14 protein-coding genes are annotated in these 12,555 nt (G+C 51.8%); 4 read left to right on the top strand and 10 right to left on the bottom strand.

Annotated elements, in window-relative coordinates; all coding sequences use genetic code 11:
• The first annotated feature begins 63 nt into the window (after positions 1–63).
• A complete protein-coding gene (locus tag AC2FJ6_RS20415; RefSeq protein WP_496669798.1) occupies positions 64–858 on the top strand; it encodes an alkaline phosphatase family protein in 795 nt (264 codons plus the stop codon).
• A 349-nt stretch (positions 859–1,207) separates the two neighbouring features.
• On the opposite strand, the gene AC2FJ6_RS20410 is transcribed toward AC2FJ6_RS20415, so the two are convergent.
• The 3 genes from AC2FJ6_RS20410 to AC2FJ6_RS20400 form a co-directional block, all read right to left on the bottom strand.
• Complete coding sequence (locus AC2FJ6_RS20410) at positions 1,208–2,179, bottom strand: adenylate/guanylate cyclase domain-containing protein (protein WP_170770712.1); 972 nt, start codon at positions 2,177–2,179, stop codon at positions 1,208–1,210.
• Positions 2,180–2,615: 436 nt separating this feature from the next.
• The gene (locus AC2FJ6_RS20405; RefSeq protein ID WP_237217120.1) at positions 2,616–2,834 is read right to left on the bottom strand and encodes a GDCCVxC domain-containing (seleno)protein; all 219 of its coding nucleotides are present in this window, start codon (positions 2,832–2,834) and stop codon (positions 2,616–2,618) included.
• Positions 2,835–2,838: 4 nt separating this feature from the next.
• Positions 2,839–3,162 carry a hypothetical protein gene (locus AC2FJ6_RS20400; RefSeq protein ID WP_170499188.1) on the bottom strand — a complete coding sequence of 108 codons (324 nt, stop codon included), beginning with the start codon at positions 3,160–3,162 and terminating at the stop codon, positions 2,839–2,841.
• A 98-nt stretch (positions 3,163–3,260) separates the two neighbouring features.
• On the opposite strand from AC2FJ6_RS20400, the gene AC2FJ6_RS20395 reads away from it, so the two are divergent.
• The 3 genes from AC2FJ6_RS20395 to AC2FJ6_RS20385 all read left to right on the top strand — a co-directional run bounded on the left by AC2FJ6_RS20395 (position 3,261) and on the right by AC2FJ6_RS20385 (position 5,447).
• Complete coding sequence (locus AC2FJ6_RS20395) at positions 3,261–3,650, top strand: MerR family transcriptional regulator (RefSeq protein WP_170769016.1); 390 nt, start codon at positions 3,261–3,263, stop codon at positions 3,648–3,650.
• A 504-nt stretch (positions 3,651–4,154) separates the two neighbouring features.
• Positions 4,155–4,361 (top strand): cold-shock protein, encoded by a 207-nt coding sequence (locus tag AC2FJ6_RS20390; RefSeq protein WP_170769015.1) that lies wholly within the window; start codon positions 4,155–4,157, stop codon positions 4,359–4,361.
• A 72-nt stretch (positions 4,362–4,433) separates the two neighbouring features.
• Entirely contained in the window at positions 4,434–5,447 is a 1,014-nt protein-coding gene (locus AC2FJ6_RS20385; protein ID WP_174819312.1) for a fatty acid desaturase, read from the top strand.
• Here the strand turns inward: AC2FJ6_RS20385 and AC2FJ6_RS20380 are convergent.
• From AC2FJ6_RS20380 to AC2FJ6_RS20350, 7 genes are all read right to left on the bottom strand, one after another.
• Complete coding sequence (locus AC2FJ6_RS20380) at positions 5,439–5,687, bottom strand: ParB N-terminal domain-containing protein (protein WP_170353732.1); 249 nt, start codon at positions 5,685–5,687, stop codon at positions 5,439–5,441. The genes AC2FJ6_RS20385 and AC2FJ6_RS20380 overlap by 9 nt on opposite strands.
• Positions 5,688–5,761: 74 nt before the next feature.
• Complete coding sequence (locus AC2FJ6_RS20375) at positions 5,762–6,451, bottom strand: hypothetical protein (protein ID WP_170717691.1); 690 nt, start codon at positions 6,449–6,451, stop codon at positions 5,762–5,764.
• 1,639 nt (positions 6,452–8,090) lie between these two features.
• Complete coding sequence (locus AC2FJ6_RS20370) at positions 8,091–8,723, bottom strand: tyrosine-type recombinase/integrase (protein ID WP_170769014.1); 633 nt, start codon at positions 8,721–8,723, stop codon at positions 8,091–8,093.
• A 556-nt stretch (positions 8,724–9,279) separates the two neighbouring features.
• Positions 9,280–9,852, bottom strand: coding sequence for a hypothetical protein (locus AC2FJ6_RS20365; RefSeq protein ID WP_170521931.1), 573 nt, complete (start codon positions 9,850–9,852; stop codon positions 9,280–9,282).
• A 79-nt stretch (positions 9,853–9,931) separates the two neighbouring features.
• A complete protein-coding gene (locus AC2FJ6_RS20360; RefSeq protein WP_269149748.1) occupies positions 9,932–10,066 on the bottom strand; it encodes a hypothetical protein in 135 nt (44 codons plus the stop codon).
• A 165-nt stretch (positions 10,067–10,231) separates the two neighbouring features.
• Positions 10,232–11,353, bottom strand: a complete 1,122-nt coding sequence (locus tag AC2FJ6_RS20355) for an alanine/ornithine racemase family PLP-dependent enzyme (protein ID WP_170769013.1) — start codon at positions 11,351–11,353, stop codon at positions 10,232–10,234.
• The gene (locus AC2FJ6_RS20350) at positions 11,350–12,549 is read right to left on the bottom strand and encodes an N-acetyltransferase DgcN family protein (protein ID WP_170694908.1); all 1,200 of its coding nucleotides are present in this window, start codon (positions 12,547–12,549) and stop codon (positions 11,350–11,352) included. Before AC2FJ6_RS20350 ends, AC2FJ6_RS20355 begins: the two co-directional genes overlap by 4 nt.
• Between the last annotated feature and the right edge of the window lie 6 nt (positions 12,550–12,555).

Genomic DNA, 12,555 nt, shown 5'->3' with positions numbered 1-12,555 from the left:
CACGCGAACCGGATGAGCCAGATCCTCTCTTAGGTCAGACCGCCAACTGGCCCAAAACCTCTGATGACGGACAGTGACGATAAATGGCCGGATTACCTAAGCATCAGTTTTTCAGGTGTAGACGCAACCAACCATTTCTTCGGACCATCCAGCCTAGAAAATGAAGAAATGGTGCGCTGTTTGGATGAGACATTGGCTGATTTCTTTGAGTTCATGGATCGAGAGGTTGGACGAGCGAATGTGCTTTATGTGCTTTCCGCCGATCATGGCATGCCGGAAGCGCCAGAAGAGATGGCCGAAGCCGGGCTTTCAACATTCCGTGACTCCACCGAAGCATTGATGATAGATGTGAATTCGGTCATCGCCGATGAGTTCGGAGTGGAATCCGCAATACAGTTCTTTTTTCGTCCTTACGTATATCTGGACAATGCCGCCATTGAAGCGTTAGGCGCCGACAGGCGTGTTATCGAGCGACGCATTGTCGAAAACTTGATGGCTGCACCGGGCATTGAGCTTGCGATGCCAACTGAACCGTTTCCTGAACAACGAGGGCATACCCTTGAGGAGCAGATCCGGCGAAACTATCACCCAACACGTTCTGGCGACATTTATGTTGTTCAGACACCTTATTCATTTCTCTTCGAGGAAGGTCCAATTGCCGTAATGCACGGATCGCCTTGGCGCTACGACACGCATGTTCCAATCATTTTCGCTGGTCCAGGTATCAAGCCAACTCGCGTCAGTCGTCCCGTTTCCACGGTGGACGTGGCCGTCACACTGAGCACTATTTTTGGTATCAGCCAGCCTAGCAGCGCTGCGGGTGAAACATTGAGCGAGATTGACGTTACAGATCCATAAGCGGTCTTGTCTTTTCGTCGGGTGACCAACGGCAATGCGTATTGGTGGAAAAAAACGCCGATCTGTGATATCGTATGTTGGATGGTTCAATGCTGAGTGCGACATGGTTTGCAATTCCGTCCCTAAGAAAGTCACCCATATTCCAGATTTCTTTGCCCTTGCCACCTGTCCATTTTGCCATGATCAGCAGGTAGTTTCCCACCGTGATTTAAAGAGCAAGGGCAGGCCAATTGATGGAACTGCGGAGTGGGTGTGTTCACTCTGCAAAGGCATTCCGCGAAAAGGGCAATTTGATTGAATAATCCCCTGGGGGACGGGGCTGGTCTTCGAAGTCATACCCAGCGAGCAGCTATCGCTTCCATTGCAAACGGTAAACTGTGTGATCATCTGGAAGTCCTTTGAGGACCAAAGATCGTGCGGTCGCAAATTCGAACTCGTGATTTCCTCCAACGATGGCTCTCGTCACATCTGACACAAGAATTTCACCCGGATTGGCCGACGAAGTTATGCGAGCCGCTTTGTTGACTACGGTTCCGAAGAAGTCGCCACGCGCCAAAACAACGTCGCCAGTATGAACGCCAACCCGTAGGCCCAAGCGCGGTTCCACATCGCTCATAGCAACGGCTTCCTGTATTTTGATCGCCGCCAGAAGCGCTTCAGTCGCGGATTGGAAACTGGACAATGTCCCGTCTCCTAGCGACTTCACGAATTGCCCCCGATGTGTTGCGACAATACTCTCAACAGTCTGAAAATGCTGATCTATCAACGCCGACCAACCCTGATCTCCCATGGCCGCCGCGAGCATCGTACTGCCTTCGACATCGGTAAACAGCACCGAGGCCAAACCTTCTGCTTGAAGCAATTCCGGACCTTCTTCGAGCGCAGCTTTCACAAGAGTTTGAATGGCCAACTGTTCGCTGCCAACAAATTCCATATTTGGGTAGGGAAGAGAAGCGTGACGATTAATGATCTTCCACGATGCACCCTCTAAGACGAATACCAGCACCGTGCGGACGATGTAATCATCTCTAAGCCCTGGAAACCCAACCCGGTGCAGAAAAGCAGACCAACCTGTCTCTCCGTTCTCGAAAGCTTCGGCTTCGAGAACTTCCCACACATCCGGCTCTGGCATTTCGCCGATGAATTCGCCGACTCCATCGCGAACAACCTGGCCTTTCCAAAACTCATTCTCGCCAGTTCCAATGAAGCGCAGATCGACCGAGTCGGAGAGGTAGTCCTTCAAAACATGCGTATTGAGGGTCCTGATCGCCTCAAACCAGCGTTCTGTTACAGCAAGTATCTCAGGTGAAGCCTTGACCACAACTGATACTCCCAACACAGGCGAAACAAGCGCAAAGTAAATTCGTCGATCTGGAATCCGCCCTACTGAGTTTATGCTGCCCACACGCAAGCATGTAATCAAGGAAGAATATGGTCGGTATAGACTCCAAACACACCTTGGACCACGCTGAACAGAGGCAGAGTTGTTGAAGCTTCATCTGGTCGCCGCACTTAAGGCGCTGCTTCCAGCGTCCGCTTTGTTCGCTTAGCGGTCGCTCGCGATATTCAGGCGGACGGCCGCATCGAGCCCAACCTGTACCCTGGATTTTATTGCTGCATGCGCTTGTAGCAGTAACAACATTGCAACTGCCGAATATCTTGTGCGGCCAAGCAGCGGAAAGAACTGTCATTCATGCAAATAGCAGCGATGCTCGCGGCGGCAGTTCACAGTTTGCTCAACAAAGCCGTCCTTCACTTCATCCGCAACAGCTATCGCCTAGCTGAATTGGTGGACACGGGACCGTCGCATATGAACAGTAAACACAACAGTCGCCTTCCAACGGCTTCAAAACTGTTTTGCACGACTTGCATTCATAGAACCACTGGCAAGCATCCGTTGGCATTTGCTCGGTTTCGCTGTGGCCGCACTTCGGGCAAATCAGGGTGCTTTCTAGGACTACAGTTTGTTTTGTCATAGTCTCACATCTGCATGATCAGGTAATCGTTAATCCGTGCCTCGTTAAACACAACGACCCAAGCCACGCCGGTGATTAGAGTTGTTCCTGCAAGCCGCCATTTTAACGTCGGTAAGGAACCGCGCCGATAAGATACCAGCCACGATATCGCGACGAGTGCCGTTGAAATCGTCAGCACATAGTAACTCGCTGCCGCAACCTTCCCAAAGATTGCCAACCAACTGCCGCCCAGCCCCAGTAACATCATCATCATGGGCAAAACGCAGCAAGTCGCGACGCCAAGCGCTGATAGCGATCCCAAATAGCTGAGGCTAAGATACTTCTGCATTCTGTTTCCCTGATGGACTACGTCGCGCGGAGTTGTAGAGACAACAACCTCTCGTATAACTTCTGTAGCCACTACAGGATCAAGACAGGAAATCTCACATGTTTGCGATTGGGGAGGCATCCCGGCAAAGCGGTGTCGGAATTGAAACTATCCGCTACTACGAACGCGAAGGGATCGTGCCGAAACCAGAAAGGGCATCGAATAATCGACGCATGTACTCTGCGCACGATGTGGGACGGCTTTGTTTTCTAAGGAAGTGCCGAGACTTGGGTTTTGCGCTTGCCGATGCAAAGGTGCTTCTCAACCTGTCCGAAAGTGATAGCGAGGATTGCCAATCCGTTAAGGAACTGGCCGAGCTTCATATCTCCAATGTGCGTATGAAGATAATCGAACTTAAGCGATTGGAGGCCGCCCTGAATGAACTTACGGCCAACTGTAACATCGGTAACGTTTCTTGCCCGATGCTTACGCAGATACGGACCTACTAATGGCACTTTGAGGCTCGCAGTCGCCCTATGCCAACGCAGCATGACCCAAGATTCGGGCCGCGCAGAATCTACCGTTCGTTAGAGAGGTCAACTCGTTGATTTAGTAATGTTTCAATCAATCAACGAACATTTGTGCCTGGCCACGGTGTTCTTGAAGCACGCGGCGATTTCGGACAGTGAGCCCTACCTGCCGTGCCTGAGCAATCAGTTTGCTGCATACGCATTCGGCAGGTTTTATCAGAAGCCGACCTCTGATTTCCGAAACGCAGAGCAATGCGTTCTGCTTATCTTTGTCCCAAATTGGGCTAGGCAGACTCAGATCTTCTGTTGCTTTCCATTGTATCAAGGCTTGTATCGTGTGTACTCAAAGTCCATATACACAAGGCTTACGTTTTTCTTTTTCGACCTGCTGTCTCCCCAATTCGGCGTTCAGTCTTTCGATTCAGACCGACCACGCCGAGTCGCCGCAATGATGCGGGCGGCACGTATTAGGAGACTTCCACCATGGCAAATGGCACAGTAAAATGGTTCAACTCAACCAAAGGTTTTGGCTTTATCGAGCCTGATGATGGCAAGCGCGACGTGTTCGTGCATATCTCAGCAGTTGAACGTTCCGGCCTTAGCGAATTGAAAGACGGCCAAAAGGTTACTTTTGACGTCGAGGCTGGCCGTGACGGACGCGAAAGCGCCGCCAATCTGGCACTCGCCTGACCTTTTGCGGGCACCCCATAAGGGTGCCCGTTTGAACAATGGGCGACAATAGGCCGTCGGAGACCAAGTAAGTTGCAACCTAAAGACTGGACGCGGGTGCTCGCGCAATACCGTGTGCCCGATGCGAAGCGCAGTGTTTTTGAACTTGCGATCACTGTTTTCCCCTTATTCGCGCTATGGGCCCTAGCGTGGTTTGCGTTGTCATTTAGCGTCTGGATCGCAATATTGCTGGCCATCCTGAATGCCGCATTTCTGGTCCGTATCTTCATCATCATGCATGATTGTGGTCATGGATCTTTCTTTAGAAGCCGAAGCGCATGCAATTGGACTGGCCGGGTTCTGGGTGCTCTTACCGTTACACCTTATGACGTTTGGCGGCAAAGCCATGCGATTCACCATGCCTCAACCGGTAACCTTGATCGGCGTGGTATGGGTGACATCCCTACATTGACCATTGAGGAATACCTGAAACGGAATTGGTTCGGGCGTGCCGCGTATCGTCTGACCCGGAACCCCGTCTTCCTGTTCGGTGTTGCGCCGATCTATACGTTCTTTATTCAATACCGCTTACCTGTTGGCTTCATGCGGTCGGGCTGGCTGTATTGGGCAAGTGCGATGGGAACAAACGCCGCAATTGCAGGGTTCTTGGCTCTGATTTTATGGGCCGGAGGCTTTGAGGTGGTGGCGTGTGTTTTCCTGCCAACCGTGATTGTCGCATCATCGATTGGTATTTGGCTTTTCTACATTCAACACCAGTTCGAACACACGACCTGGGACCGGGAAGAGGGCTGGAACCTTCAGAACGCCGCGTTCTATGGTAGTTCTCACTATGCCTTGCCTGGCATCTTGCGGTGGTTCTCTGGCAACATTGGTGTGCACCATGTTCACCACCTCGCCAGCCGCATACCGTTCTATCGGCTAAACGAAGTTTTGCGTGACCATTCTGAGTTGGAAAACTGCCAGCGTATTACTCTATATCAGAGCCTTCATTGTGCGCGATTGCATCTTTGGGATGAAAAAAGTCAGCGCCTGATGACCTTTTCAGAGGCTTTGTCAAACGCCAATCCCAAAAAGAGCTTAGTGTAGTCTGGCGCGGACCAAATAGGCTTCAATAGTATCACCGCCGAGGGCGCGGATAGCCTCTAGTCGGTGAAGACCTTCAATCAGCACGAACCTTTTGTTGTCAGCGCGTATCTGGATCGGGGTCTTCTGGCCATTCTTCAGGATATCTTCGGCCAGCGTCAGAACTTTTTGTTGATCAAGCGTTTTCGCCCGTTTCACAGGTACATAGATCAGGTCGAGCGGATATGGTCTTTTCTCCAACATAAGCTACGTGAGCAACCTTTCGTGCATTTGTTCCGGTTCGAAGTTCGCTACAGGAGCTGGGGCTGTAACGTACGTCATAGAACCGAACGAACAGCGTCGCGCAGTTCCTGATGCATAATCCAAGTTGCTGGCTCGTCGTCACTTTCGATGTGAGAAAATGCCAGGACCTGAGCGGCGCCATCATTCTGTACCGATCCGCCTTCGGGAAGTTCGAGCTCTAGATACTCCGCAATCAATAGACCGATTTTCTTAAAGACCTTGATTGAGGCCTCGCGCGATTTGTAACCGGCCGCCTGAGACAAGTGACCAATGGTCAGACCGTCCTTGCCTGCGATTGTAAGTGCTTTGAGCAATGTGACCTGCGCGGCGGTGAGCCTGATCTGGCGTAATGCCTCTGCATATTCTCTTTCACTAGGAACGAAGGTGCCGGAGTTTCCCTCCAAACGGCGTTGACCGCTACGCTTTCTGTCTCGTTCTTCGAGAATTTCTTTTAAGGCCTCAATGGCCAATGCTGGTGTTTCTCCAACTGCGTCGGCAATCATTGCCTGCGTTTTAGCCGGCGGCTTGGGAAATGCCCGTGCAACACTATTGCCGCTCAGAACGCCAGCCTTAATCAAGTACTTTCCAAATTCTTCCTCAATCACTCCTGATACGTCAGCGTTCCGCGACTTACGAACACTGCGGTCCTGAAACGCTCTTTGTTCCAGACCATGAGCTGACATCTTTGAACTGGGAAGAGTTACTTGAGGGGCATTTTTACGCATCAGAGAAACACCGCCACAATTATGGCCGCAACAAGCACCGCCGACGCCACAGATATTTTAATCCCGTAGGACCGGCGACGCGCCTTTTCAGCCTTGAGGCTTTTACCCAAGTTTTCGTTAATCGAGTTATGGTTCACGGCTTGGTCCTTCCGGATATGTCGGTCGATATTGATTTCCACCAACCTATTGTCGCGGCACATTTTCGGTGCACGTATCGTTCTGTCGTGTGAATGGCCGTTTGCATTCCCAACCATCACCTCTTCGATTTAAGTGAGCATTTGAAGGGACAAGGATCGCAACGCACCTGTCCCGGTTTGCGCGAAAACCACGTTCGCATTTCCATCCGGAATAGGTTTCAGGTGCAAGGTATGCATGCAGTGGAACGGCCACAGGCTCACAGCCGCTCTCAGCTGCCCTGTAGCCTCTGAGGCATACCCACCCATCCGAGCTTCTTTTGTCGCTCAGACGACCGTTTTTTGGAACTTCTATTGCAACACAATCCTGGTTCTCCTTACGAAATCCCCAGTTGCAGTGTAATTCCTGCACGCCAAACCGGGTTTCGACGTACCCATTTTGAGGTGAAATCACCTCTTCACATTCGTCCTCGACGCGCTGGAACAGCCGGTTGCACTCCCATCGGTCTCCGGTTGATGCAAGATAGGCGTTTTCAGGAACTCTTATCTCCTCGCAGAGTTCTCCGACAATCTGAAAACCATGATTGCATTCCCAGCCGCTGCCAAAGGAGCTACCCGTCAAATATGCGTTTTCCGGTAAGTCTATTCTTTGGCACGATCCGTTCTTGTTTTCGAAACCTTGGTCACAAACCGATCCATCGGCATTGCCTGCGACTTGGGCAGGAAGCTGCGTCCCTGAGAACAACACCAAGAGTGTCGGGATCAAACAAAGAATGCAGCGCGCAAACAGGATGAATGACTGATTGAAACGGAGCCTGAGACCTGATCTATCGGGCATCAAGCACGCAATTTATGAGCCATGTGTTGTTCATACGGCGCTTTCTTTCATGGGTCACGCGATGGCTGGCGCATGTCAGGTGACAGTTGCGAATGCATGTGAGGAACGAGCTCATAGCGAAGACCCCAGCGAAACCCGTTCCTATGCTGGGGCATATGCTACAGTTATTCTGAAGGCCATTGGATCATCGAAGCCGGCAGCATCGCGGCGACGAGTAACTTTCACCAATGCACTTTTGTGGTCCTTAGCCAGAATAGAGTCAAGGAAGTTTCCCTTGTCGCAATGCAAGTACCGCCAGGGCAGGTAGTTTTTGAAACTGCCGGTGACCAAGATCCTTGGTGAACTACCGAAAGAAATTGTCTGGCCTGAGTGCGGCGAAAGAGGAGTATGTGATCAAGGCTTCCCCGTAACTAGGAATGACTGGCTTGATGACATTGGCTGCAACGCAGCGATTTTCGCGCCGCTTCTGCACAAGTGCTCGCGGCGTGATCAAATGGCCGCTCGGTCCCGCACCCTGTAAATTGCGCCTGAGCCGAGAAAACTGTGCTGCGAGCGTACGCAACAAGATTTTGACACTTCCGCTCAGGGCACGCTACGTCCAACTCCTGCTTAAAAGAACTAGAACCACTATGGATTGGCGACCGACAGCGCCGCTCGCCAAACTGTCTCAGATGTCTATGCGCTCTGCAATGCTTAGCGCGTCTTCCAATTCAACGCCCAGGTATCGCACGGTGCTATCGACCTTTGTGTGCCCAAGCAGAAGTTGGACCGCGCGGAGATTTCCTGTCTTGCGGTAGATCTCAGCTACTTTGGTTCGGCGAAGCGAATGCGTGCCATATCCGCTCGGTTCCAATCCGATTCCGGTCACCCAGTCTCGAACCAGCCTGCCATACTGGCGCGTCGAGATGTGTGGTCGATCATGGAATCGGCTTGGAAACATGAACCGGCTAGCAAACATTTCCGGTGATTTTACCCATACCAATACAGTTTCTCGCGTGTTTTCCGTCAGTTCGAATTGAACAGATCGCTTGGTTTTGCTCTGGATCACCGAAACACGCTCACGGACGCGATCGTCTTTGACAAGATCGGTCACAGCGAGTTTGACCAGATCGCAGCCGCGTAGCTTGCTATCAATCGCGACGTTGAACATTGTGAGATCACGCAGATTTCCAGAAAGTTCGAGCCGGGCACGGATCGCCCAGACCTGTTTTGGGAGTAGCGGTCGTTTCTGACCGATGATCCGCCCCTTGTTCCAAGCTCTGGGTTTTGGGGTGACTGCAGGTAGTTGGACTCTTGGCATTTTTTGCACTCCGATCCACCCTCCGCACCCAAGCAACAGCACCGCGCTGACCACCGAATAGTACAAGCGGCGTGAATGCCTGCTGTCCGATTATGAATACTGGCATGGTTTAGTGTGTGCATTAGGCGGCTTGAGCCCATATCACTACACATAAGAACGGTTCGAGTCCAAACCGCGCGTACGCTTCGTCTTCAGCACCGATTACCGATCGGGTTCCACGTTAAAAGGCCCGGGTCAGCACCAATAAGATAAAATGAGATATGATCAGAAAAGCTGGAAAGACCGGCGTCAGGTTATCAGCGACGCCGAGCTAACCCAGGGCTTACTGATACGCCATTTCGCCACGCGCTCAACCCCTTGCAGCGTCGACAAATCCGCTCTCCGAACCCTTCGCTCCAGAATGGCGTTCTGCAACGAAGACACGGGCGTTCTTGCGGCACGTCATTGTGGGCGCGAGCCATGATCGTATCTGCGTCGTTGTCGAAGTCTTCCATCAGTTCTTAGCCTCGATTTCTGTTTTGGTTTATACAGCGACTGGAAAAGAAAGTTCCGAGCCCTAAGCCTTGAGATTGAAGGAGCTGCCTGGTTCAGACTGTCCGATGGGACGGCCTGTAATCCGAGGGGTTTTAATAGGACGAACTGGCATTCCTTCGTTCTCAGCAGCTTGGACAGCGAAAGCATACCGAGAACCGCTTGCGCATCCTCGTGGTATGGCTCGTTGATCTGATGATCCGTCGTCTGCCTCAGAAATGAGCGACTCCGAGTAGAGGTGCCGAAGTTGAGTCTCAGACACACCGTCAGCTTCCATGATCAGTTGCACCATCGGATCGGCCAAGAGTTGGTCGAGCAGGAATTGCGACAACTCCTTCGCAGACAATTTATCCCTTGCGCGGGCTCTCTCCAAATCAGTAAGAGAAACGGTCAACGTTCGCGCCAGACCGGGGTGAGATTTCCGTGGAAGCAGAAAGATTAGCACTGATGCTTTCCAGGCTTCTGGATCCAAATAATCTGGTGGTGCGGAAAGCTCAGTTTCTATGTCGTATTCGCCCGCCGGGAGTAATTCGTCAAAGCCAGGGAAAGTAAACGGCCTGGAAAAGACTGCGATTGTCTTGCTGATTAGTTGGTTCATTTGGGTAGTTCTCCTTTGCTGATACCGCTCGCTCGGAGATGTAAACAAGAACAAGCCACCCGCTCCCGGCAGGGTATTATCAGTTTTGAGGTTTAGGCTTTGATTTTTCGGGGACGGCGTCCTGCCCTTTCGAAGTCACTTCTTTTTTTGACGCGTCCGCATCGTTTTCCTTCAGTGCGGCAGCCGCTCTGGTCGTAAGGTCTTTGAAAGACATCATTTTGATCCTTTGATTGTCCGCAACACTCACGAGCCCAGATAGGGTGTGAAAAGTGAATGCGGGTACCACCAATATAGGTATTGGTGGCCCAATTTACTACGTAAAGCCGTAGAATAAGACGGGTGGATGAAGCAGAACCGAGGCGGCGGCAACCCTGGCGCGCTACTTTCGCTTCGAATATGGGCGATCAGTGTTCGCTGCGGTGCAGTCAACCAATGCGCCATCACCATGGAAGACTTTTGCTACATCGGGTGCAGCCATGCCGCGCGAGAGCGCGCTATAGTTCAATTTCAGCTTCACCTCGCCACCAGGGCGAAGCAGACAATCAGTGGTTTCAACAATGATATGATCGCTGGTGGCTCCGACGAACGTGACGCCCGCAGGGAATACAAGACCCGCCGCATCGGTGTCCTGGAGTCCGATCGCAAGGATCGACCGAGTATTCGAAGGACCGTCTAAAGTCACACACTGCATTGAAGGTATAGGGTAGTTCATTCGCACGGGATTTGGGTTTGATTTGGCTTTCGTTTCGATCACTTCCGCCCAAAGAGTGAAAGCATCTGTATAAAGCCCGCCGATCGCGTGCCCGGATACAGGATCGGTACCCAACAGGATAGCCTCACCCAGACGCAGGTTGTTGATCTTTCCGGTCGCCCCCTTGCCAAGCGCCCATGGCAAACTGGCAGAACCGCCGCCTGACACTGTTTCCAGAGCGGGTCCACTTGCAAGTTCGGTATCGACGGCAAGCGACGAAAGCAATTCCATTGCTCCTGCAGAGGGTGCCACATGACCCAGACAGGCAAAATTTGCACCAATCCCCTTCAGAGAAATCCCTTCCATTCTAAGAATTTGAGACACAGTGCGCTCAAGGTGTTCAGGCAAGATGCCATCCCGCATATCCCCCATTTCCACCATCAGGATAATACTGTGAGTAATGTTCTTTCCCAGCGCACTCACGGCCAGGCTTGCGATAATGTCCATTTCTGTGTTGAAGCTGACATTGCAGTTATCAACAACTTGCGCGACCTGGCTCAGCATGGGCGTTCGGATCAAGGATATGGAGCACGAGATCCCAGCATCGCGCATACGCATGACATTGCTGATCCGTGCGTCCGCCAGCCCTGTCGCACCACCTTCAAGCATAGCATTCGCAATCTCAGGATGACCGCACACGGCTTTTGTCACGCCTGTCACCGTAATTCCGCGGGGTCTAAGGTGGTCGACCAGGAACCGTGTGTTGTACCGAATTTTGTCCAGATCAACGTCGATACGCAGCTTGTTCATTCGATCGACGTTACAGGTACAGGCTGCAAGCGCGGAAAGGCAGAAAGAACCATATTCACCAAGTTTGATGAAGGGCGGTTCAGAGCGTCAGTGACCGGGAGGTACAATTTGCAGTTATAATCTGTGATGGCCTTTGAAATCTCAATATCATTCATTCCTTCATGGTTGATCGTCATGCCAATTACCTCTGTGTTCGCAAAAGCCTCGATCAGGGTGATTTCATCGCAAGGGTCAGGCATAGTCATGTTGGGGAAATCACATCGACGTTTTCGTTTAGGCGCGTGTTGAAGAATAACTGCATGTGGTTGACTGCCTCGCAGAATGAAGGCTGATGTACAAAAGGCCGGATGGCTTAGCGCGCCTTGGCCCTCGATCACTATGACATCGGGGCGCTCACCTTCAGATGCTGCAACAACAGCACGCTCAAGTTCGCCACAACAAAATTGCGGCGGCACCGAATCCATCGCAACGCCATACTTGGCGCCCTGCATCAAACCTGTCTGGCCGGTGCCAACTAAAACTGTTTTGATCCCATGCGTGTTAAGTGCGTTTGTCAGGATTGTCGCGGTCGTACGCTTTCCAATTGCACAATCGGTGCCGAACACCGCGATGCGGATCGCCTGGACGTCTCCAATACTGCCATCTAACAGGCGCAGGTCGGGATTTGGCCGCGGCTTGCGAATGTCGCGTATCGTGACATCGTGAATTTTGGCAAATCCGGCGAGCTCCTTGTCATCGCTAAGAAATTCATGCAGCCCACTGACGATGTTCATTCCGAGCGTTATCGCATCCACAACAACTTCGCGATCCTCAAGGGACATTCTGCCGCTGGCCGGCGCCATTCCGTAAATAAAAGTGTCGGGGATCGTAGCTTCATTAGCGACGGCGGCATCAAGATCATCGAAGATGGGAACCTGATTTGCGATATTATCAAGCACTTTGCCACTGTCACAACCGCCATACGTGCTGTCGATCACCGAAAGAACGCGATAGGCCTGTGAATGTCGAACGAGACCATTAGCCGTCTTGCCATCGATCTTTGCGAAGTTTCCTTCGCAATACACAATTGCAGTCGGTGTATCTGTCACAAGTGTCTTGCGGTGAAGCTCTGGAAAAACTGCTTGTTCAGGCGGCAGCTTTTGCGCATCGCTGGCAATGAACTGCTTGGCATCCGACGCAATGGGTACGGGTTTCATATTTGT

It is taken from the genome of Ruegeria sp. CDSA089 (assembly GCF_059612205.1).
This window is presented reverse-complemented; position numbering and strand designations above follow the sequence as displayed.